The sequence below is a fragment of the Pseudomonas sp. HC1(2025) genome (genome assembly GCF_058742075.1).
The window spans coordinates 3,813,193-3,834,323 of record NZ_CP196017.1 but is presented as its reverse complement, the minus strand read 5'-3'; the positions used below and the strand labels follow the sequence as shown (position 1 = coordinate 3,834,323).

The following is a 21,131-nucleotide window of genomic DNA, read 5'->3' as shown; positions in this document are numbered from 1 at the left end:
TGGCTACTTTTTGGCGTTCATTTATTATCAAACCCGACCGGTTGCCGGCAGCCAGCCAGTGCATTCGTGGCTGATGCAAGGCAGGTTTGAACCAATGGATATTTCCTGGGGATGTGACGCTTTTGAGTACCAAGCTGATTACCAAAGAAGGTCATGAGGCGCTGAAGAAAGAGCTGGATTACCTGTGGCGAGAAAAGCGTCCGGATACTACGCGCAAGGTGACCTGGGCCGCTTCGCTGGGAGATCGCAGCGAGAACGCCGACTACCAGTACAACAAGAAGCTGCTGCGCGAAATCGATCGCCGGGTGCGTTACCTGCGCAAGCGCCTGGAAGACATGCGGGTGGTGGAGTACATGCCCGAGCAGGAGGGCAAGGTGTTCTTCGGGGCCTGGGTGGATATCGAGAACGAGCAGGGCGAGACCAAGCGTTTCCGGATCGTGGGTTATGACGAGATCTATGAGCGCATGGACTACATCTCCATTGACTCACCCATGGCCAGGGCCCTGTTGCGCAAGGAGGTGGACGATGAGGCCATTGTGCAGACGCCAGGCGGCGAAGTGTGCTGGTGGATCACCGGCATCGAGTACATCACGTAGGAGCCGGCTTGCCGGCGATGGTGCCTGCAAGATTGCCGTCCCGGCTCCCAGAGGGGAGCCGGTTTTTTCCTCAGCCTTCGCGCAGTACCGCCAGCGGGCTGGCGTTCAACGCGCGGCGGGTGCCGAATACCCCGGCGCCGCCGATCAGCACGGCGCCGATCAGCGGAAGCACCAGCAGCCAAGGGTGTGGGTGCCAGACCAGGTCGAAGGCATAGCGATACAGCACCAGGGTCACCAACTCGGTACCCAGCGCCGCCAGTAGTCCGCTGACCGCCCCCAGCAGCCCGAACTCGATACGCCGGGCCTTGACCAGCAACTTGCGTTCCGCCCCCAGGGCGCGCAACAGGGCACCCTGGCGAATGCGCTCGTCCAGGGTGGCCTGCAGGCCGGAGAACAGCACCGCCATGCCCGCCGCCAGGACGAACAGCAGCACGTATTCCACAGCCAGCGTGACCTGGGCCAGGATGCTGCGCAGTTGGGCCAGCAGTGCCTCGACCTGCAGGATGGTCACTGCCGGGAAAGCCCGGGACAGATCGACGATCTGCTGGTCATGCCCGGCGGCCAGGTAGAAGCTGGTCAGGTACGTGGCCGGCAGGTCCTTCAGGGTGCCCGGTTGGAAAATCATGAAGAAATTGGGTTGGAAGTTATCCCAGTTGATTTCCCGCAGGCTGGTGACCCGAGCCTCACGGTTTTCCCCACCAACGGTGAAGATCAGGTGGTCGTTGAGCTTGAGCTTGAGGCTTTCGGCGACCTTGGCTTCTACCGATACTCCAGGTATTTCATCGCCCGGCTGATTCGCCCACCAGGCGCCCGATGTCAGGGTGTTACCAGGGGGCAGGTCCGCCGCCCAGGTCAGGCTCAGGTCCCGTTGTATCGCACGATCGCCACTGGAATCCTTGCTGACTATTTCCTGCACCGGCTCACCGTTGATGCTGATCAGGCGCCCCGGCACCACCGGATACAAGGGCGCGGCCTGGGCCTGCAGTGCAAGCAGGCGAGCACCGAAGGCATCCTTGTCGGCCGGCAGGATGTTGAGGGCGAAATAGTTGGGTGCATCCTTGGGCAACTGGTTCTGCCAGGTGTCGAGCAACTCGCCACGCAGCAGGGCGATCAAGCCCATCGACAGCAGGATCAGGCCAAATGCCAGGGACTGGCCCGCCGCCGCCAGCGGGTGACGCAACAACTGGCCCAGCCCCAGGCGCCAGGGCAGGGCGGCGCGCGCCAGCAGGCGGCGCAGGCTTTGCAGCAGCAACAGCAGCAGGCCACCGAGGATCAGCGCGGCGATCACCCCACCGCCCAGCAGGGCGAAGGTCAGCACCAGGTCCAGGCTCAGGCGCCACATGATCAGGCCCAGGGCAAACAATGCCGCGCCATACACCATCCAGGTACTGGAAGGGATCGGCAGCAAGTCGCGGCGCAGAACCCGCAGCGGCGGCACTCGGCCCAGGGCGGCCAATGGCGGCAAAGCGAAGCCGGCCAGGGCCACCAGCCCGGTACCGATCCCGGCGACGGCGGGCAGCAATCCGCCGGGTGGCACGTCTGCCGGCAGCAGATCATGCAACAGGTAAAACAGGCCCAGTTGTGCGAGCCAACCCAGCGCCGCACCGGCGAGGCTGGCCAGCAAGCCCAGGACGGTCAGTTGCAGGCTGAACAGCAGCATGGTTTCCCTGCGCGACAGACCCAGGCAGCGCAACAGCGCACTGGCGTCGAAGCGGCGGCTGGCAAAGCGGTTTGCCGACAAGGCCACAGCCACCCCGGACAACAGCACAGCGACCAGGCTGGCCATGTTCAGGTAGCGCTCGGCCTTGCCCAGGGCGCCGCCGATCTGTTGGTTGCCGTCCCGGGCGTCTTGCAGGCGCTGGTTGGCGGCCAGCCCCGGGGTGATCTGATCGCGGTAGGTTTGCAGGGCGGTGCTGGCTTGTGGCGCGCGCCACAGTTCGCGGTAGCTGACCCGGCTGCCCGGCTGGACTACGCCGGTGGCCTCAAGGTCGGCCAGGTTGATCATCACCCGTGGGGTGAGGCTATAGAAGTTGCCGGCCCGGTCTGGCTCATAGGTGAGCACCCGGGCCAGGCGCAGGGTTTTCATGCCGACATCGATACTGTCGCCGACTTTCAGGTCCAGTGCCGTCAGCAGGCGTGCCTCGACCCAGGCCTCGCCGGCTTTCGGCCCCCCGCCCGAGGTTTCTTCGGCGAAGGGTTCGGCCGCGCTTTTCAGTTGGCCGCGCAGCGGGTACTGCTCGTTGACCGCCTTGATACTCGATAACTGAATGCCGTTGTCAGTGGCGATAACGCTGGAGAATTCCACCACTCTGGCGTGCGTCAGGCCCAGTTGTGTGCCGCTGGTTATCTGCTCGGGGCGAGCCGGCGAGCTGCCCTCCAGCACCAGGTCGGCACCGAGGAATTCGGTGGCGCGCAGCAGCATCGCACCGTTGAGCCGTGCACCGAAGTAGCCGATGGCAGTGCTGGCGGCCACCGCCACCAGCAGGGCGAAGAACAGCACACGCAATTCACCGGCGCGGGCATCGCGCAGTAATTGGCGTAGGGCAAGGCTGAACAGACGCAACAGCGGCAATCGTGCCATCAAGGCTCCAGGGGCTCGACCATCAGGCCGGCTTCAAGGCGGATCAGGCGTCGGCAGCGATGGGCCAGGCGCTCGTCGTGGGTCACCAGCACCAGGGTGGTGCCGTTCTCTTTATTGAGCTCGAACAGCAGGTCGCTGATGCGCTCGCCGGTATGGCTGTCGAGGTTGCCGGTGGGTTCATCGGCAAACAGTACGTCCGGCTCGGCCGCGAACGCCCGGGCAATCGCGACTCGCTGTTGTTCGCCACCGGAAAGCTGGCGGGGCGAATGGGTCAGGCGCTGGCCCAGGCCGACCCGCTCGAGCAAGTGCCGGGCGCGTTCGCGGGCATCCTTGCGACCGTCCAGTTCCAGGGGCAGCATGACGTTTTCCAGGGCATTGAGGCTGTCGAGCAGTTGGAATGACTGGAACACAAAACCGACGTGTTCGGCACGGATACGTGCCCGCTGGTCCTCATCGAGGACGCTCAGCGCCTGGCCGGCGAGGGTGACTTCACCGCTGCTGGGCAGGTCGAGCCCGGCCAGCAGCCCAAGGAGCGTGGATTTTCCGGAACCGGAGCTGCCGACGATAGCCAGGCTATCGCCCTTGTTCAGTTCCAGGCTCAGTTCGTGCAGGATGGTCAGTTCACCTTCCGCGCTGGGAACCACTTTGCTAAGGTTCTGCGCGGTGAGAATGCATGCGCCCATGGAGAATCCGATGCGAATATGGTTTTTGAGTGCTGGCCTGGCCCTGATGTGCATGGCCCAGAACGCAGCGGCGGGTACTGTCCTGATCGTTGGCGATAGTATCAGTGCCGGTTTCGGCCTGGATACCAGCAAAGGGTGGGTGGCACTGCTGGAGCAACGGCTCACGAAGGAGGGTTTCGACGATAAGGTGGTCAATGCCTCCATCAGCGGCGACACCAGCGCCGGAGGCTTGGCGCGGCTGCCGGCGGCACTTGCAGAGCATAAGCCGGACGTGGTGGTGATCGAGTTGGGCGGCAACGACGGCTTGCGCGGGCAGCCTCCGGCGCAATTGCAACAAAATCTTGCGTCGATGATTGACCAGTCCAAGGCCGGTGGCGCCAAGGTGTTGCTGCTGGGGATGCAGTTGCCGCCCAATTATGGCCCGCGATACACCACGGCATTTGCTGAGGTCTATGGTGTGCTGGCCAAGGAAAAAAACGTCCCGCTGGTGCCGTTTTTCCTGGAGGGCGTGGGTGGCCATCCGGACATGATGCAGGCTGATCAGCTGCACCCGGCAGTCGGTGCCCAGGCCAAGTTGCTGGAAAATGTCTGGCCGACGCTAAAACCGCTGTTATGACGCTTTTCTAGCAGCGGTCTTTCGGCTAAGGTGGCGCCCCCGATTTGGAGCCCCCGATGTCGTCGCGTCCCGCCTGGTCCCTGTTTGCCTACCAACTGATCGAGCCCGACGAGCAGTTGGATCTGTTCGCCTGCCAGGAAGTGAAGGTACACCTGGTGACGCGCCAGCTGGAACTGGGCGGTACCATCGACCGGACGCTCTGCGGCACATTGCTGCCAGCCCAGCCACGCTGGTCCTCGGTGGATCGCTCGATCTTCCAGGACCAGCGCCTATGCCCCTTGTGCCGGGCGATTCTCGAATCGCAAAAGCGTGGTACGCCGCCTATCTGGCCTGAGCTGCGCTTCGAGCTTTAAGGGCAGGTACACGCTACAATCGCCATTTTACCCCCGTCGATCTGCGAAGGATTTTCCGGATGTTGTCGCGCTTGCCTGTCGTCACCCGTTGCCTGTCTCTCGCTGCCTTGTGTGCAGCCGGTCCTGTCGCGGCCCTGCAACTGCCCCTGCCGCCGCCGGGTGAAGACATTGTCGGCCAGGTCCAGGTGATCAAGGCCAAGTACGAAGACACCTTTGCCGACCTCGGTGCTACCTATGACCTGGGCTATTCGGAGATGGTCGCGGCCAACCCCGGCGTGGATGCCTGGTTGCCGGGGGCTGGGGCGGAGATTGTGCTGCCGACCCGTTTCATTTTGCCACCGGGTCCCCGGGAAGGCATCGTGATCAACCTGGCCGAGTACCGTCTGTACTACTACCCCAAGGGCCAGGACGTGGTGTACACCTTTCCGTTGGGGATCGGTCGTGAAGGCTGGGGCTCGCCGATTGCCCATACCAGCATCATTGCCAAGACCCCCAACCCGACCTGGACCCCGCCCGCGTCGATCAAGGCCGAGCACGCGGCAGACGGCGACCCGCTGCCCAACGTGGTACCGGCCGGTCCCGACAACCCCCTGGGTCCGTTCAAGTTCACCCTGGGGACGCCGGGCTACCTGATTCATGGCTCCAACAAGAAGTTCGGCATCGGCACCCGCACCAGCCATGGTTGCTTCCGCATGTTCAACAGCAACGTGCTGGAGATGGCCAAGATGGTTCCGGTGGGCACGCCTGTGCGGATCATCAATGATGCCTACAAGTTCGGTATCAGCGGCGGCAAGGTCTACCTGGAGGCGCACGCGCCCTTGAATGACGACGGTACGCCGTCGGTGGTCGACAAGCACACCGCTGTGATCAATGCCATGCTCAAGCGTGAAGACCTGGCCAATAACCTGCGGGTCAACTGGGATGAGGTGCGTGATGTGGTGGCGGCCGAAGATGGCTTGCCCGCGCAAATCGGCGAGCCGGGCACGGCGCCGATGGTCAGTAGCATGCCGGTCGATCTGCAGCAGTAGTGACTGGTGCCAGACGAAGCCCGCCACGGATTGCCCCTGGCGGGCTTTTTATTGCCTGGAATCTGAAGCCCAATCCCGGGCAATAAAAAGCCGATCCAAAAATGGATCGGCTTGATAACAACCCCGAAGGATTATTACTTGCGGCTAGCTTTTTCAAGCATGCGCAGAGCGCGCTCGTTAGCTTCGTCAGCAGTCTGTTGTGCTTTTTGAGCAGCAGCCAGAGCTTCATCAGCTTTACGGTAGGCTTCGTCTGCACGAGCCTGGGAGCGAGCTGCTGCGTCTTCAGTTGCAGTCAGACGAGCTTCGGTTTCTTTGGAGACGCTGCTGCAACCGGTAGCCAGAACTGCGGCCAGAGCCAGAGCAGAGAATTTCAGAACGTTGTTCATCGTGTTCCCCTTCAAGGACTTTCTATTTAATGGCTAGTATCTCAGAGTGAGCTAATAGCCGGCGTACATACTACCCATTACTTGTAGTAAGTAAACTGACGTAGCGCAAGAAGCAAAAAAAATTCTTGTGCCGAATCTATTTTGGCTAATCTTTAGCGAGTTTGTATAAAAATTATCCAGTTTTTGCTGCGCGGTCAAAGATTGGATCCAGGCTGAAAGCGCCGCCTGGCAAGTGTTAAACGTTGTAAGACGATGTCAATTTATATATCTGCGCCAATACTATTGTTCAGATTGTCCAGACGCTGATGGGCATCTTTCGCGCATGTAGAGGTGACTTTAAAAGCGGTGGTTCGTCTCAAGCTTCAACTGTCGGCAATGTTCAGGCTATCGACCACAGGATGTTCGATCAGCCCTTTCTATGTCCGCCAGCCCGATGGATGACGAGCGTCTCTTGAGCAATGACAGGATTGGTGCCTACTATTCCTTGGTGCGGGGCGTGAGTGCTGTAGGGCTTTTCTCGTTGTCGAAACCGGCACGGGGTGGCGTAGATGTTCCTTCGCCGGAAAAACATCGGTAAGGTAGGGGTCAGAAACCAAGACCCGCGAGGAGTAGTGATGAGCGAGGCGTTGTCCATCCACCATGACCAGGCTGGTCATCAGTTCGAGACCAATGTGGACGGTCATCGTGCCTATCTGACCTACATGGACCTGGGGAAGCAGACCCTGGATATCTACCGCACGTTTGTGCCCAATGCCCTACGTGGGCGTGGCATTGCCGCTGCGCTGACCGAAGAGGCGCTGCAATACGCCGAGAGCATGGGCTATACGGTAATCCCGTCCTGCTCCTACGTGGAGCGCTACATGGAGCGCCACCAGCGTCACGCCGCGAAGCTGTAAAAGCCAGCATGCAGGCATAAAAAAACGCCGGGCTTAGCCCGGCGTTTTTGTGTGCGTCAGGTGCGTTTGCGCTTGGGCAATACGTCCTTGAGCTTGGCGTGCATGCTGCGCAGGGTGGTCTCGGTGGCGGACCAGTCGATGCAGGCATCGGTGATCGATACGCCGTATTGCAGGTCGGCCAGATCCTTTGGAATCGCCTGGCAGCCCCAGTTCAGGTGACTCTCGACCATCAGGCCGATAATCGACTGGTTGCCTTCCAGGATCTGGTTGGCCACGTTCTCCATCACCAGCGGCTGCAGGGCCGGGTCCTTGTTGGAGTTGGCGTGGCTGCAATCGACCATGATGTTCGGCTTGATCTTCGCCTTGCTCAGGGCCTGTTCGCACAGGGCCACGCTGACCGAATCATAGTTGGGCTTGCCATTGCCGCCACGCAGTACCACGTGGCCATAGGCGTTGCCCTTGGTGGTGACGATGGACACGCCACCTTCCTGGTTGATCCCCAGGAAACGGTGCGGGCTGGAAACCGACTGCAGCGCGTTGATCGCCACGGTCAGGCCACCATCGGTCCCGTTCTTGAAACCCACGGCCGAGGACAGGCCAGAGGCCATTTCGCGGTGGGTTTGCGATTCGGTGGTACGCGCACCGATCGCCGACCAACTGATCAGGTCCTGCAGGTATTGCGGGGAAATCGGGTCCAGGGCTTCGGTGGCCGTTGGCAGGCCCATTTCAGCCAGGTCCAGCAGCAGCTTGCGACCGATGTGCAAGCCGTCCTGGATCTTGAACGAGTCGTCCAGGTACGGATCGTTGATCAGGCCTTTCCAGCCGACGGTAGTGCGCGGCTTCTCGAAATACACGCGCATCACCAGGTACAGGGTGTCGGACACTTCCGCCGCCAGCACTTTGAGGCGCTCGGCGTACTCGTGGGCAGCCTTGAGGTCGTGGATCGAGCAAGGGCCGATCACCACGAACAGGCGGTGGTCAGTGCCGTCGAGGATGTCACGAATGACTTCGCGGCCCTTGGTGACGGTCTGCAGGGCAGCGTCGCTCAAAGGGATTTCGCGCTTGAGCTGATCGGGCGTGATCAGGGTCTCGTTGGATTCGACGTTTAGGTCGTTGATCGGTAAATCAGCCATCGTGTTACTCGTCAGGGTCACGGGTGCCGGCCGCCAGCGAACCCCGTGCGGCGGAGCACAGCATGATTTAAATGCAGCGGGGAGCCGAACCTTAGCGCGTACAAGCCTGCTCGACAATGGGCAATTGCGCGCGTTGTCGTGCGGCCTGATAGTGTGTTGCCTGGTTGAAGGTCGTGGTGCAGATCGAGTGAAAGCGTTTGAATTGACGGATTTGGATATCGACCAGCAGTTGTTGGCGCTACCTGGCGCTTCGCTGCTGGTATTTACCGGCGCTGGCTGTGCCAGTTGCCGCTGGGCACGCCAACAGATGCCGGGGTGGAACCTGCCGGTTGCGCGCATCTGCTGGGTCGACGCTGGGCATAATGGTGGCGCAGTGCAGCGTTACGGGATCTTTCATTTGCCGGCCTTATTTGTAGTGTGCGAGGGTCAGCTGCACGGTGCGCTACAGGTTGGCCTGAACGCCGGCGAGCTCAGTGCCGCTATAGATGAGGCGCTCAAACAGGAACCAGAGGAGTTGCCATGACGAATGCAGTTGAGCCAGGGCCACGCATTGGGATTATCGGCACCGGTGCCATCGGTGGTTTTTACGGGTTGATGCTGGCGCGCGCCGGGTTCGACGTACATTTCCTGCTGCGCAGTGAGTTCGCAGCGGTCAGTGAGCGCGGCTTGCAACTTAATAGCGCGGTGCATGGCGCGTTGAGCCTGCACCCGGTCCAGGCCTACGCCAATGCGGCCGACATGCCGCCTTGCGACTGGCTGTTGGTGGGCACCAAGACCACCGGCAACGTTGAACTGGCGCCAACCATTGCCCAGGTGGCGGCGCCCGATGCCAAGGTTGTCCTGTTGCAAAATGGCCTGGGTGTCGAAGATGGCCTGCGCGAGCATCTGCCGCCGTCCCTGCATTTGCTTGGCGGTCTTTGTTACATCTGCGTGCACCGTTCCGGGCCGGGGATCGTCGAGCACCAGGCCATGGGCCGGGTCAGCCTTGGCTATCACAGCGGCAACGCGACGGATGATGCTGTACGCCGCCAGGCGATTGTCGAGAAGGGCGCGGGCCTGTTCCGCCAGGCCGGGATCGACTCCCAGGCCATGCCCGACCTGGACCAGGCGCGCTGGCATAAACTGGTGTGGAATGTGCCGTACAACGGCCTGTCGGTGTTGCTCGGTGCCAATACCTCACAGTTGATGGCCGACGAATCCAGCCGGGAGTTGATCCAGGGCCTGATGGCCGAAGTGGTGCAGGGCGCCCACGCGTGCGGCCATGAGATCGCGCCGGGCTACGCTGAGCAGATGTTCAGCATGACCGAGCGTTTGACGGACTACTGGCCCAGCATGTATCACGATCACCTGCACCAGCGCCCCCTGGAACTGGCCGCGATCTACGCCCGCCCGCTGGCCGCTGCCCGGGCCGCCGGCTGCGAATTGCCGCGGATGCAGGCGCTGTATCAGGCCTTGGGCTTTATTGATCGACGCAAGAGCTGAGGAGCAGACATGGCCAAAGGCATGAGCGACAAACTGGTACTGGCGATTTCCTCGCGGGCCCTGTTCGACCTGGGCGAAAGCCATAAGGTTTACCTGGCCCAGGGCGTCGAGGCCTACCGCAAATACCAGATCGACCACGAGGAAGAAATCCTTGAGCCGGGGGATGCGTTCCCCTTGGTCAAGAAACTCCTGACCCTCAATGCCAGCCTCGGCCGTGCGCGGGTCGAAGTGGTGCTGGTGTCGCGCAACAGTGCCGATACCGGCCTGCGCGTGTTCAATTCGATCCAGCACTACGGCCTGGATATTTCCCGCGCAGCCTTTGTCGGTGGGCGTAACCCCCACCCTTATCTGGCGGCGTTTGGCAGCCACCTGTTTCTCTCGACTCACGCCGAAGATGTGCGCAGCGCGCTGGATGCCGGTTTTGCGGCAGCGACCATTTTGTCCGGCGGCGCCCGTCGCGCGTCCAGTGCCGAGCTGCGGATTGCCTTTGATGGTGACGCGGTGCTGTTTTCCGACGAGTCCGAGCGCGTCTACCAAAGTGGCGGCCTGGAAGCCTTCCAGGCCAGCGAGCGGCAAGCAGCCCGCGAACCGCTACGGGGTGGGCCATTCAAGGGATTCCTGGCGGCCCTCAATCTGTTGCAGCGCGAGTTCCCCGATGAGTCATGCCCAATCCGCACGGCGCTGGTGACGGCACGTTCGGCGCCGTCCCACGAGCGGGTGATCCGCACCTTGCGTGAGTGGGATATCCGCCTGGACGAGTCGCTGTTTCTCGGTGGCCTGGAAAAATCAGCGTTTCTTGAAGCGTTCGCTGCCGATGTTTTTTTTGACGACCAGGCCGGCCATTGCGAAAAAGCCAGGGAGGTCGTGGCCACCGGACATGTGCCCCATGGCGTGAGCAATGAGCCCAAAGTCCAGGTCCCGAGCTAAGTTCATCGCAGTCGCGGAGGCGCTGCTAAGCTGAAACAATCCCCGCCATCCTGGCAGTCCAGGAGGTTCTATGATTCGGTCGATGTTGTATGCCTCAGACCTGGGTGTGTATGCGCCTTACGTGATGCAACATGCGCTGGCGATGGCGCGTACGTTCAAGGCGGACCTGTATGTGATTCATGTGGTGGAGCCGATCGGGCTGTTCGCAGAATCGGTGCTGCAAACCTATCTTGATGAGCAGGCCTTGAGCGAATGGCAGAGCCAGGGGCTGAACACGGTAATGGCGAACATCGAACAGCGGGTGCTGGACAGTTTTCGTGAAGAGTTGCAGGACGGCGAGCAGGACTTGCAGGCGATTCGTTCGGTGCGGGTGATCCAGGGGGACCCCGCCCAAGTGATTCTCGACCAGGCGCAGAAACTCTCGGTGGATTTGTTGATCGTAGGAAGTCATAGCCAGGGCGCAGGAATCTCGACCCCGTTGGGGCGGACGGCGGCGCGGGTGTTGCAGTTGTCCCAGGTGCCGGTGTATCTGGTGCCTTTGTTGCAGCGTCGACGCAGTGAAGATGTGTGATGGGGCGTAAACGATAAAAAGTTCTAGATTTATCAATCCAACCTTTAATATAGTTATATACCGTCGCTGATATCCGTGGCGTCTATCTGCTTTGAGGGACACATATGAAGCTTCAACAACTGCGCTACATCTGGGAAGTGGCGCACCACGACCTCAACGTTTCCGCCACGGCTCAAAGCCTCTACACCTCGCAACCGGGTATCAGTAAACAGATCCGCCTGCTCGAAGATGAATTGGGCGTCGAAGTGTTCGCCCGCAGCGGCAAGCACCTGACCCGTGTCACGCCTGCCGGTGAGCGCATCATCACCACTGCCGGCGAAATCCTGCGCAAGGTCGAAAGCATCAAGCAGATCGCCCAGGAATTTTCCAACGAGAAAAAAGGCACCCTGTCGATTGCCACCACCCACACCCAGGCCCGTTACGCGCTGCCGCCGGTGATCAGTTCGTTCATCAAGCAGTACCCGGACGTGGCCCTGCACATGCACCAGGGGTCGCCGATGCAGATCGCCGAGATGGCGGCCGATGGCACCGTCGACTTCGCCATCGCCACCGAAGCCCTGGAGCTGTTCGGTGACCTGGTGATGATGCCGTGCTATCGCTGGAACCGCTGCGTCGTGGTGCCCCAGGGCCACCCACTGGCCAAACTGCCGAAGCTGACCCTAGAAGCGCTGGCGGAATACCCGATTGTGACCTATGTGTTCGGCTTCACCGGCCGCTCCAAACTCGACGAAGCCTTCAGCCATCGCGGCCTCACGCCAAAAGTAGTGTTCACTGCGGCTGATGCCGACGTGATCAAGACCTACGTGCGCCTGGGCCTGGGCGTCGGCATCGTGGCCAAGATGGCCGTCGACACCAAGCTCGACAGCGACCTGGTGGTGCTGGATGCCAGCGAACTGTTCGAGTCCAGCGTGACCAAGATCGGCTTCCGTCGGGGCACGTTCCTGCGCGGCTTCATGTGCGATTTCATCGAGAAGTTCGCCCCACACCTGACCCGTGAAGTCATGGCCAAGGCGATCCAGTGCCATAACAAGCAGGAACTCGAAGAACTGTTCGACGGCGTTGAACTGCCGGTTCACTGATCGGCCTAGCGGGCCTCGGTCACCACGAATTGTTGCCGGGCGCCTGCCACCAGAATCTCCACCTCATCGCCCTCGAACTTGCCCAGCAGGCTTTTGCCCAGCGGCGAGCGAGGGGTGATGACGGTCACCAACTGCCCCACTACATAGACTTTCAGGCCTGCCGCGTCCGGCGCGAGGAACAGCCATTGCTGACGGCCGTTGTCATCTTCCAGGCCGAGCAGGGCGCCCACCTCGATCCCCCGTTGTTCCTCGTAGGGCCGCAGGTTGAGGTTCTGGCACACCACCAGTGACTGCTTGATTTCCTCGACGCGCTTGGCTTGCCCGGCGGCCAGGTAAGAGGCTTCCAGGCCCAGGGTGTCGTACTTGTTCTCGGCGATGTTTTCTTCGTGGGTTGCGGTTTCGTAGGCGGTTTGCGCGGCGCGTTGCGCCACATCCAGGTCGGCGGCGAGTTTTTCCAGGATCAACTGGAGGACGGCGTGTTTATTCATGGGGGCTTACAGCTCAATCACAAAATTGCAGGACGTTGGCCCGGCTCTTGTCGTTGGGGGCGTTCTGGTCCTGCTGGAGCCAGAACTGGCATTTGGGGTTGGCCAGGTTGCGCGGGTTGTCCCGGGCCTGATCCAGCGCCTGTTGTTGTTCCTGCTTGTGCAGGTTTTGCTGGTATTGCTCGAACATCCGGTTTGGCGGCTCTGGGATTGCGGCTGGCGGCTTGCCCAGTTGTTGAACGGCCTGGGTGACGGCGGCCACGGGTTGTTCAAGCAGGTAGCGCGAGGCCAGCCAGCCTGTCAGCGCGATGGCGACAAAGCCCAGCCACAGGCCCAGGGCCACGGCAATACTGAGTTTGAACATCGACAACGGACGATCGGACATGACGGCCTCCTGGCGGGCGGTTGCGGCAAGCTTTGGATTGTCGCACAGCCGGTGTGCAGAATAATCGCGATCAACCCTTCTGCCTGGCGGCATTTATGCGGACAATCGAGCCTTTGACTGATGGAGCCCGGAATGAAAGCCCGCTGGGATATTTTTTGCAGCGTCGTCGACAACTACGGCGACATTGGCGTGACCTGGCGCCTGGCCCGGCAACTGGTGGCAGAACAGGGCTGTGCGGTGCGACTGTGGGTCGATGACCTGCGGGCATTCGAGCGCATGTGCCCCGAGGTGGATGTGCAGTTGGCGCAGCAGTGGCGCGAGGGTGTGGATGTGCGCCACTGGCCCGCAGACTGGCCGGCCACGCCGGCGGCGGACGTGGTGATCGCCGCCTTCGCCTGCCAATTGCCACCGGACTACATGGAGGCCATGGCAGCCCGCGAGCGCATGCCGTTGTGGATGAACCTGGATTACCTGAGTGCCGAGGAGTGGGTGGTAGGCTGTCACGGTCTGCCATCGGTCAAGTTCAAGGGCGTGCAAAAGTACTTCTTCTTTCCAGGCTTCCGTCCGGGCACAGGCGGCTTGCTGCGTGAGGCCGGGTTGATCGAGCAGCGTCAGGCGTTTCAGGGTGATTCCCAGGCCCAGCAACAGTTCCTACAGTGCTTGGGTGTTTTTCCGGCGGTGGGCGCGCGATTGATCTCGCTGTTTGCCTACGAAAATGCCGGCCTGGCCAGTTGGCTGCAGGTATTGGCAGCGGACGGGCAAGCCACCCATCTGCTCGTGCCGGAAGGGCGCATCCTCGGTGACGTGCAGCGCTGGCTGGGAGTGGAGGCATTGGCGGCAGGGGATATTCATGTGCGCGGTATGCTGACGGTGCAGGTGCTGCCGTTCGTGCGCCAGGAGCAATACGACCGCCTGCTGTGGTGCTGCGACTTCAATGCCGTGCGCGGTGAAGACTCCTTTGTGCGCGCGCAATGGGCTGGGCGCCCGTTGCTATGGCATATCTACCGCCAGGATGAAGACATTCACCTGGACAAGCTCGATGCGTTCCTCGCGCTGTACACCCAGGACCTGTCTGCACCCGCGAAAACTGCACTGATTGCCCTATGGCAGGCCTGGAACACGGATAGCGACATGGCCTCAAGCTGGGAAACCGTGCTTGAACATTGGCCGGAACTGACCGTGCATGCCGAGAAATGGTGTCTGGAACAGGCCTCGCAGGCTGATCTTGCGACGGCGCTGGTACAGTTTTATGAAAATTGGATATGATACGCCACCTTGATTTTTGTCAATCCCATCCAAATTTCGGATATATGCAATGAAAACTGGTAAAGAACTGAAACCCGGTACCGTAATTAAGATCGACAACGATCCATGGTTGGTTCAAAAAGCTGAGTTCACCAAATCGGGCCGTAACAGCGCGATCATGAAGACCAAGCTGAAGAACCTGCTGACCGGTTACAAGACCGAAACCGTTTACAGTGCCGATGACAAGCTGGAAGACGTGATCCTCGACCGCAAGGAAGCGTCCCTGTCCTTCATCAGCGGCGACACCTACACGTTCATGGACACCACCGACTACACCATGTACGAACTGAACGCTGAAGATATCGAAGGCGTTCTGCCGTTTATCGAAGAAGGCATGACCGACGTCTGCGAAGCTATTTTCTTCGAAGAGCGTCTGGTTTCCGTAGAGCTGCCGACCACCATCGTGCGTAAGGTTGCCTACACCGAAGGTTCCGCTCGCGGTGACACTTCGGGCAAAGTGATGAAGCCTGCCAAGCTGGCTAACGGTACCGAACTGCAAGTTGCTGATTTCATCGAAATCGACGACATGATCGAGATCGACACCCGTGAAGGTGGTTCGTACAAAGGTCGCGCCAAGAAGTAATTCTGGCGTTACTGATAAAAAACCCGGCCAAGAGTCGGGTTTTTTTATGCCTGCTGGCCAGTCACAAGGTGATATGCAAACGCACATCGACATTGCCACGGGTCGCGTTGGAGTACGGGCAGACCTGATGCGCGGCGTCCACCAGGCTTTGCGCTTCGTCTTACTCCCGTCCGTGGAGGGATACGTAAAGCTCGATATCCAGGCCAAAACCACCGGGAATCTGGCCGATGCCTACATGAGCGGCGAACAGTTGCTCCGGGTTGGTTGCTACAGCAGCAGTCAGCCCCAGCCACTTTGCAACGCCAGATCCCACGGTGGGACGGGGCTGAAACGGCTCTTGAGGTACTCCAGCAGCAGGCGGCTGCGGGCGTTGGCCTGCTGCTCCAGGCGCAGCGCGTAGATGCCGGCACTTTCTGCGGTCGGTAGGCCATTTTCGCAGAATAACGGCACCAGCTCACCGCGAACCAGGTATTCGCTGGCCAGCCAGGTAGGCAGGTGAGCGATGCCCAGCCCGGCCAGGGCACCGGACAGCAAGGCTTCGGCATTGTTGGCGCTCATGCGGATACGCTGCGGACGGTAAATGTTCTTGCGCCCATCTAGTTCAAAGCGCCAGGCGAACATCGGCGCCAGGCCTTCCCAATCCAGGCCGTCGTGTTCGTTGAGCTGGCTGGGATGGGTCGGTGTACCACGGTTTTTCAGGTAGGTCGGGCTGGCACAGGCGATTCGCACAATGCTGGCCAAGGGTGTGGCGATCAACCGCGTGTCGACGATATGCCCCGCGCGCAGCACCAGGTCCACCTTGCCCAGGTGCTCGCCCTGCATGTCGACAAAGCTGTCGATCAGATGCAGGTGTACGTCCAGGCCCGGGTAGACCGTCAGGAAGTCCGCAATTGCCGGCGCCAGGTGTCGCCGGCCAAACGCGGCGGGTGCGTCCACGCGAATCAGGCCTTCGGGCGCGTGGCTCAGCGACACGGCCTCGGCCCGAGCCAATTGCAGCTCCCGCACAATCCGCCGCGCGCGCTCGGCAAACGCGAGCCCCGCAGGGGTGGGCAATACCGCATGGGTGCTGCGCAGGAACAGTTGGCTGCCCAAGGCGCTTTCCAGGCTGTCGATGCGCCGGGCCACGGCGGAGGGGGTCAGCGGATGGCGTCGCGCGGCTGCGGAAAAACTGCCGGCCTCCAGCACATCGAGAAACAGTCCCAGTTGATCGGTCAGGGTAGTGGGGCTCATAGGGCGCTCGCTTGTGCGGATTTGGCATAGCCATTGTGCGTTGCTATGCGTATCCATGCCAGAGTGGACTGCGTAGCATGCAGGGCTTGAGACAGTGCAGGGGGTGTGGTTGTGGTGGATATGGCGATGTATGTGGTGCTGGGCATAGCCCTGGGTACAGTGGGCGGGCTATTTGGCATTGGTGGTGGGCTGATCGCGATTCCGGTGCTGGGCGTGCTGTTTGGCCTGGATCAGCAGATTGCCCAAGGCACGGCGCTGGTGATGGTCGTACCCAATGTGATGCTGGCGCTGTGGCGTTATCACCAGCGCAATCGCATTGAGCTGCGCCATGCCTTGCCGCTTGGAATCACGGGTTTTTGCTTTGCCTGGCTGGGGTCGATCTGGGCGGTGGGCATCGATGCGGGCGTGATGCGCATTGGCTTTATCGCATTTTTGCTGGCCCTGTCGGCATACAACCTGTTGCGCATGGTCACCAGCAATGCGCCACCTTCTGCGCAGATGCGCTATTCCTGGCCATGGCTGGGTGTGTTGGGCGCGGCGTCGGGATCCATGGGAGGCCTGTTCGGTGTCGGCGGCGCGGTGGTTGCAACGCCGGTCTTGACCAGTGTGTTCGGCACCACCCAGGTGGTTGCCCAGGGCCTGTCCCTGGCACTGGCCTTGCCCAGTACCGGGGTGACCCTGGTGACCTACGCATGGCACCAGGAAGTGGACTGGCTGATCGGCGTGCCCCTGGCGGTCGGCGGGCTGCTGAGTATCAGTTGGGGGGTGAAAATCGCCCACGCATTGCCAGAGCGCCTGCTGCGCGGTCTGTTCTGCGGCTTCCTGGTGGTGTGCGCGGTGATGTTGACCTTTAAAGTCTGAAGCCGTCGAGGATGTACTCGGCCAGGCATTCGGTGATGGGCGAGCTCATGTTCGGGTTGCGCAGCAGGCGCAGGTTGACCGTATGCAGCGGGCCGAAACCTTCGTCGCTGCCAAGTATGCGCAGGTCTTCGGTGACCAGGCTTTCCATCATGACCGTCACCGCCAGCCCGGCACCGACCACTGCCTGGATCGCCGCGCCGTTGGAGCTGTGATAGGCCAGGCGGTACTCGCGCCCCACGGCTTCCAGCGAGGCGCGGGCCCATTGCGTGCAAAAGCTGTCCAGGCCGGCGATCGCCAGGGGTAGGGTCTCGTGTTCATCCACGCAAAAGCACGGTGACGCTACCCAGACCATGCGCTCGTTGCGCAGCAGTTCGCCGATTTCATTTCCCGGTTCGCGGCTGACCACCGTCAACGCCAGGTCACGTCGCTGCATCAACACTGGCGTGCCTTCGCAGTGCATCTCGATCTGGATCAGCGGGTAGGCCTTGGAAAAGCGCTTGAGGATACCGGGCAGGTAGCGCATCACGTAGTCGTCCGGCGTGCCGATGCGCACCAGCCCGACCATATGCGGCTCGCGCAAGGTATTGAACACCTCGCTGTGCAGCTTCAGGATGCGCCGCGCATACCCCAGCAACACCTGGCCCTCGGGCGTGAGCCGGACCTGCCGGCCGTCGCGCTCGAACAGCTTGCGTTGCAGCACGTCCTCCTCCAGGCGCTTCATTTGCATACTCACCGCCGACTGGGTGCGATTGACTTTCTCGCCGGCGCGGGTGAAGCCACCTTGGTCGGCGATGGCGACGAAGGTGCGCAGCACGTCGGTATCGATGCTCGGGTAGTGGTTCAATTGATCAATCTCAGAGATGTATTGCATAAGAAACATTCGTTGGATTGATCATAGTCCTGGGCACAGACTTTAGTCATCCCCACTGGAGGGCGAGATGATGAAAGGCCAAAAAGGTTATGTGTTGCTGGTGAGACGTCCATTCGCCGGGCTGTTTCAAAGGGTATTTCGTTGGTACGCCATGCAGCGCGAGCGTCAGGTGCTGGCGCAAATGAGCGATGACTCACTCAAGGATATTGGCTTGACCCGGGCCGATGTCGAGCAGGAACGCCACCGCCATTTCTGGAACGACCCGTTGGGTAAATGACCGGCATCGCGCTACAGTTCGCGGGCGCAATCAGGAGATGCACATGCCCGCAGAACTGAGTTTTTCCCTCAAGCAGGCGCGCCGCCTGGCACTGGCGGCCCAAGGCTTTTCCGGGCGCCAGCCGCCTGCGCAGATCAAGGCCGCCCAGGTTAACCGTGTGATCGAGCGCCTGGGCGTGTTGCAGATTGATTCGGTCAATGCCGTGGTGCGCTCCCACTACCTGCCGCTGTTTTCCCGCCTGGGCAGTTACTCGCCGTTGTTGCTCGAGCAGGCGGCCTGGAGCCAGGGGCGCCAGCGCACGTTGTTTGAGTATTGGGGGCATGAAGCCTCGCTGCTGCCCATGGCCCTTTATCCACTGATGCGCTGGCGCATGCAGCGCGCATCCGAGGGGCAGGGGATCTATCAGCAGATGGCGCGTTTTGGTCGCGAGCAACAGGCCACTATCCGCCGCGTGCTGGCCATCGTCGAGCAGCAGGGCGCGTTGGGCGCGGGCAGCCTGTCGACCCGTGAAGAGCGCGCCGGGCCATGGTGGGATTGGAGTGATGAAAAGCACGCGCTGGAATGGCTGTTTGCCGCAGGCCTGGTGACGGTGGCCGGGCGCCGTGGTTTCGAGCGCCTGTACGACCTGCCGGAGCGGGTCATCCCGGCGGCGATTCTGCAACAGGTGCCCTTGAGCGAACACAGCGCCCAGCGTGGCCTGCTGCGGCATGCCGCGACGGCGCTGGGTATCGCTACGGAAAAGGACCTGCGCGATTACTTTCGCCTGGACCCAGCAGACAGTCGTGGGCGCCTCGCCGAATTGGTAGAGGACGGGCAATTGCAGGTGTGCCAGGTCCAGGGCTGGAAACAGCCAGCGTATTGCCTGCCCGAGCCAACCGTCCCGCGCAAGGTCGCGGCTAGTGCCTTGCTGTCGCCCTTTGATTCATTGATCTGGGAGCGTAGCCGTACCGAGCGCCTGCTCGACTTTCGCTATCGCCTGGAAATCTACACCCCGCAGGACAAGCGGGTGTACGGCTATTACGTGCTGCCGTTCCTGCATAACGAACGGATCGCCGCACGGCTGGACTTGCGCGCCGAGCGAGCCAATGGCCGGCTGGCGGTACATGCCTTGCACGAGCAAGAGCCGGGGTTGGACGAGGCGGGGATGTTGGCGCTGGCATTGAGCTTGCGGCAGATGGCGGATTGGCTGGGGTTGGAGCAGGTGCAGATCAATTGTCAGCGGCATAGCGCGACCCGGTTGCGGGTGGCGATGCTGGCACTGGAGGCTGGCAGATAGGGCGCTATCGCGGGCACGCCCGGCTCCCACATTGACCACGGTGGGAGTCGGGTTTGCCCGCGATAGCGGTGGATCAGGCCACGCCTGCCCTAGCGTTTGACCTGCTTGAGCGTCTCGGCAATCAAGAACGCCAGCTCCAGCGACTGATCGGCATTCATCCGCGGGTCACAATGGGTGTGGTAGCGGTCCGACAAGCCATCCTCGGTAATCGGCCGCGCGCCACCGATGCACTCGGTGACATTCTGCCCGGTCATTTCGATATGAATCCCACCGGCATAAGTGCCTTCGGCTTCATGGACCTGGAAGAATTCCTTCACTTCGCTAAGGATCTGCGCGAAGTCCCGGGTCTTGTAGCCGCTGCTGGCCTTGATGGTGTTGCCATGCATCGGGTCGCTGCTCCACAACACCTGCTTGCCTTCGCGCTGCACGGCGCGGATCAGGTCGGGCAGGTGATCGCCGACCTTGTTGGCGCCCATGCGCGCGATCAGGTTCAGGCGGCCGGGGTCGTTATCCGGGTTGAGGATGTCGATCAGGCGAATCAGGTCGTCGGGGTTCATGCTCGGGCCGACCTTGACCCCGATCGGGTTGTTCACCCCGCGCAGGAACTCGACGTGCGCGCCATCGAGTTGGCGCGTGCGGTCGCCGATCCACAGCATATGGGCCGAACAGTCGTAGTAATCGTTGGTCAGGCTGTCACGACGCACGAAGGCTTGCTCGTAATTGAGCAGCAGTGCTTCGTGGGCGGTGAAGAAGCTGGTCTCGCGCAATTGTGGCGAGCTGTCCATGCCGCAGGCGCGCATGAAGGCCAGGGTCTCGTCGATACGGTCTGCCAGTTGGCTGTACTTGTCGGCCAGGGCGGAGTTGGCGATAAAGTCCAGGTTCCACTTGTGCACCTGGTGCAGGTCGGCAAAACCGCCCTGGGCGAAGGCGCGCAGCAGGTTCAGGGTGGCGGTGGACTGGTGATAGGACTGCAACAGGCGGTCGGGGTCCGGGACGCGGCTTTTCTCGTCGAAACCAATACCGTTGACGATGTCGCCACGGTAGGCAGGCAGGGTGATGCCATCGATGGTTTCATCGTTGGCCGAGCGCGGCTTGGCGAACTGGCCGGCCATGCGCCCGACTTTGACCACCGGACAGCCTGCGGCGAAGGTCATGACAATGGCCATCTGCAGCAACACTTTGAAGGTGTCGCGGATTTTCGCGGCAGAGAACTCGGCAAAGCTCTCGGCACAGTCGCCACCTTGCAGCAGGAACGCGCGACCTTGGGTCACCTCGGCAAACTGGCGGCGCAGCTCCCGGGCTTCGCCGGCGAACACCAGCGGCGGGTAGCTGGCCAGGCTCTGCTCGACCTGCAGCAAGTGCGCGGCGTCGGGGTAGCGGGGTTGTTGCTGGATCGGCAGGGCGCGCCAGCTGTCGGGGCTCCAGGGTTGGCTCATCGTGAACTCGAATGAATGTCGGGAGCGTGCATGTTATCAGCAATTAGTGCGTGACCTGCTGGCGCCGCTTGGCCGACAATCGCGCCTTTCC

Annotated in this window: 24 protein-coding genes and 1 pseudogene; 15 read left to right on the top strand and 10 right to left on the bottom strand. The window is 61.4% G+C overall.

The annotated features are described in order from the left end of the window. Nucleotides 1–122: 122 nt before the first annotated feature. Entirely contained in the window at nucleotides 123–596 is a 474-nt protein-coding gene (gene greB, locus ACSSVH_RS16865; RefSeq protein ID WP_169952677.1) for a transcription elongation factor GreB, read from the top strand. Between the two features lie 70 nt (nucleotides 597–666). Here the strand turns inward: greB and ACSSVH_RS16860 are convergent, their stop codons facing one another. Together ACSSVH_RS16860 and ACSSVH_RS16855 are read right to left on the bottom strand one after the other, a co-directional pair. Beyond that, entirely contained in the window at nucleotides 667–3,177 is a 2,511-nt protein-coding gene (locus ACSSVH_RS16860) for an ABC transporter permease (protein WP_432754410.1), read from the bottom strand. Next, nucleotides 3,177–3,860 (bottom strand): ABC transporter ATP-binding protein, encoded by a 684-nt coding sequence (locus tag ACSSVH_RS16855; protein ID WP_029297972.1) that lies wholly within the window; start codon nucleotides 3,858–3,860, stop codon nucleotides 3,177–3,179. The genes ACSSVH_RS16860 and ACSSVH_RS16855 overlap by 1 nt, the downstream gene beginning before the upstream one ends. Before the next feature lie 10 nt (nucleotides 3,861–3,870). Here ACSSVH_RS16855 and ACSSVH_RS16850 point away from each other — a divergent pair, with 10 nt between their 5' ends. The 3 genes from ACSSVH_RS16850 to ACSSVH_RS16840 are packed head-to-tail and all read left to right on the top strand — an operon-like array spanning nucleotide 3,871 to nucleotide 5,857. Continuing rightward, nucleotides 3,871–4,476 (top strand): arylesterase, encoded by a 606-nt coding sequence (locus tag ACSSVH_RS16850; protein ID WP_492633515.1) that lies wholly within the window; start codon nucleotides 3,871–3,873, stop codon nucleotides 4,474–4,476. A 56-nt stretch (nucleotides 4,477–4,532) separates the two neighbouring features. After that, nucleotides 4,533–4,829: a hypothetical protein gene (locus tag ACSSVH_RS16845; protein ID WP_029297976.1), complete on the top strand. Its 297-nt coding sequence runs from the start codon at nucleotides 4,533–4,535 to the stop codon at nucleotides 4,827–4,829. Nucleotides 4,830–4,888: 59 nt separating this feature from the next. Then, nucleotides 4,889–5,857 carry a L,D-transpeptidase family protein gene (locus ACSSVH_RS16840; RefSeq protein ID WP_169952671.1) on the top strand — a complete coding sequence of 323 codons (969 nt, stop codon included), beginning with the start codon at nucleotides 4,889–4,891 and terminating at the stop codon, nucleotides 5,855–5,857. Between the two features lie 134 nt (nucleotides 5,858–5,991). On the opposite strand, the gene oprI is transcribed toward ACSSVH_RS16840, so the two are convergent. Continuing rightward, nucleotides 5,992–6,243, bottom strand: a complete 252-nt coding sequence (gene oprI, locus ACSSVH_RS16835; RefSeq protein ID WP_003172710.1) for an outer membrane lipoprotei OprI — start codon at nucleotides 6,241–6,243, stop codon at nucleotides 5,992–5,994. A gap of 614 nt (nucleotides 6,244–6,857) precedes the next feature. On the opposite strand from oprI, the gene ACSSVH_RS16830 reads away from it, so the two are divergent. Further along, the gene (locus ACSSVH_RS16830) at nucleotides 6,858–7,139 is read left to right on the top strand and encodes a GNAT family N-acetyltransferase (protein WP_029297992.1); all 282 of its coding nucleotides are present in this window, start codon (nucleotides 6,858–6,860) and stop codon (nucleotides 7,137–7,139) included. Nucleotides 7,140–7,195: 56 nt separating this feature from the next. On the opposite strand, the gene ACSSVH_RS16825 is transcribed toward ACSSVH_RS16830, so the two are convergent. Further along, nucleotides 7,196–8,272, bottom strand: a complete 1,077-nt coding sequence (locus ACSSVH_RS16825) for a 3-deoxy-7-phosphoheptulonate synthase (RefSeq protein WP_099169512.1) — start codon at nucleotides 8,270–8,272, stop codon at nucleotides 7,196–7,198. Between the two features lie 187 nt (nucleotides 8,273–8,459). Between ACSSVH_RS16825 and ACSSVH_RS16820 the strand changes: the two genes are divergently transcribed. From ACSSVH_RS16820 to cysB, 5 genes are all read left to right on the top strand, one after another. Next, entirely contained in the window at nucleotides 8,460–8,795 is a 336-nt protein-coding gene (locus tag ACSSVH_RS16820; RefSeq protein WP_492633514.1) for a YbbN family protein, read from the top strand. After that, nucleotides 8,792–9,754, top strand: coding sequence for a putative 2-dehydropantoate 2-reductase (locus ACSSVH_RS16815; RefSeq protein ID WP_492633513.1), 963 nt, complete (start codon nucleotides 8,792–8,794; stop codon nucleotides 9,752–9,754). Before ACSSVH_RS16820 ends, ACSSVH_RS16815 begins: the two co-directional genes overlap by 4 nt. A gap of 9 nt (nucleotides 9,755–9,763) precedes the next feature. Then, nucleotides 9,764–10,681, top strand: a complete 918-nt coding sequence (locus ACSSVH_RS16810) for a 5'-nucleotidase (protein WP_492633512.1) — start codon at nucleotides 9,764–9,766, stop codon at nucleotides 10,679–10,681. Nucleotides 10,682–10,751: 70 nt separating this feature from the next. Next, a complete protein-coding gene (locus tag ACSSVH_RS16805; protein WP_169952663.1) occupies nucleotides 10,752–11,252 on the top strand; it encodes a universal stress protein in 501 nt (166 codons plus the stop codon). A gap of 104 nt (nucleotides 11,253–11,356) precedes the next feature. Next, on the top strand, nucleotides 11,357–12,331 hold the full coding sequence (cysB, locus tag ACSSVH_RS16800; RefSeq protein ID WP_010176165.1) for an HTH-type transcriptional regulator CysB: 975 nt from the start codon (nucleotides 11,357–11,359) through the stop codon (nucleotides 12,329–12,331). Nucleotides 12,332–12,336: 5 nt separating this feature from the next. Here the strand turns inward: cysB and ACSSVH_RS16795 are convergent, their stop codons facing one another. Together ACSSVH_RS16795 and ACSSVH_RS16790 are read right to left on the bottom strand one after the other, a co-directional pair. Beyond that, nucleotides 12,337–12,819: a GreA/GreB family elongation factor gene (locus tag ACSSVH_RS16795; RefSeq protein WP_170042812.1), complete on the bottom strand. Its 483-nt coding sequence runs from the start codon at nucleotides 12,817–12,819 to the stop codon at nucleotides 12,337–12,339. A gap of 13 nt (nucleotides 12,820–12,832) precedes the next feature. Further along, nucleotides 12,833–13,201: a hypothetical protein gene (locus tag ACSSVH_RS16790; protein WP_432754409.1), complete on the bottom strand. Its 369-nt coding sequence runs from the start codon at nucleotides 13,199–13,201 to the stop codon at nucleotides 12,833–12,835. Between the two features lie 132 nt (nucleotides 13,202–13,333). On the opposite strand from ACSSVH_RS16790, the gene earP reads away from it, so the two are divergent. Continuing rightward, on the top strand, nucleotides 13,334–14,467 hold the full coding sequence (gene earP, locus ACSSVH_RS16785; protein WP_492633511.1) for an elongation factor P maturation arginine rhamnosyltransferase EarP: 1,134 nt from the start codon (nucleotides 13,334–13,336) through the stop codon (nucleotides 14,465–14,467). A gap of 49 nt (nucleotides 14,468–14,516) precedes the next feature. After that, nucleotides 14,517–15,089 carry an elongation factor P gene (locus ACSSVH_RS16780; protein WP_492633510.1) on the top strand — a complete coding sequence of 191 codons (573 nt, stop codon included), beginning with the start codon at nucleotides 14,517–14,519 and terminating at the stop codon, nucleotides 15,087–15,089. Nucleotides 15,090–15,150: 61 nt separating this feature from the next. Here the strand turns inward: ACSSVH_RS16780 and ACSSVH_RS16775 are convergent. Next, nucleotides 15,151–15,384, bottom strand: a pseudogene (locus ACSSVH_RS16775) (OsmC family protein); the annotation flags it as partial. Then, nucleotides 15,369–16,319, bottom strand: coding sequence for a LysR family transcriptional regulator (locus ACSSVH_RS16770; protein WP_170042816.1), 951 nt, complete (start codon nucleotides 16,317–16,319; stop codon nucleotides 15,369–15,371). The pseudogene ACSSVH_RS16775 and the gene ACSSVH_RS16770, both read right to left, overlap by 16 nt. 111 nt (nucleotides 16,320–16,430) lie before the next feature. Here ACSSVH_RS16770 and ACSSVH_RS16765 point away from each other — a divergent pair, with 111 nt between their 5' ends. Beyond that, nucleotides 16,431–17,180 carry a TSUP family transporter gene (locus ACSSVH_RS16765; protein WP_169952650.1) on the top strand — a complete coding sequence of 250 codons (750 nt, stop codon included), beginning with the start codon at nucleotides 16,431–16,433 and terminating at the stop codon, nucleotides 17,178–17,180. On the opposite strand, the gene ACSSVH_RS16760 is transcribed toward ACSSVH_RS16765, so the two are convergent. Continuing rightward, nucleotides 17,170–18,051, bottom strand: coding sequence for a LysR family transcriptional regulator (locus ACSSVH_RS16760; RefSeq protein ID WP_492633509.1), 882 nt, complete (start codon nucleotides 18,049–18,051; stop codon nucleotides 17,170–17,172). The genes ACSSVH_RS16765 and ACSSVH_RS16760 overlap by 11 nt on opposite strands. Before the next feature lie 70 nt (nucleotides 18,052–18,121). Here ACSSVH_RS16760 and ACSSVH_RS16755 point away from each other — a divergent pair, with 70 nt between their 5' ends. Together ACSSVH_RS16755 and ACSSVH_RS16750 are read left to right on the top strand one after the other, a co-directional pair. Continuing rightward, on the top strand, nucleotides 18,122–18,328 hold the full coding sequence (locus tag ACSSVH_RS16755; protein ID WP_169952645.1) for a DUF1127 domain-containing protein: 207 nt from the start codon (nucleotides 18,122–18,124) through the stop codon (nucleotides 18,326–18,328). A gap of 43 nt (nucleotides 18,329–18,371) precedes the next feature. Beyond that, on the top strand, nucleotides 18,372–19,604 hold the full coding sequence (locus tag ACSSVH_RS16750) for a winged helix-turn-helix domain-containing protein (RefSeq protein ID WP_492633508.1): 1,233 nt from the start codon (nucleotides 18,372–18,374) through the stop codon (nucleotides 19,602–19,604). An 89-nt stretch (nucleotides 19,605–19,693) separates the two neighbouring features. On the opposite strand, the gene ACSSVH_RS16745 is transcribed toward ACSSVH_RS16750, so the two are convergent. After that, nucleotides 19,694–21,040, bottom strand: a complete 1,347-nt coding sequence (locus ACSSVH_RS16745; RefSeq protein ID WP_169952641.1) for a class II 3-deoxy-7-phosphoheptulonate synthase — start codon at nucleotides 21,038–21,040, stop codon at nucleotides 19,694–19,696. Nucleotides 21,041–21,131 lie beyond the last annotated feature (91 nt).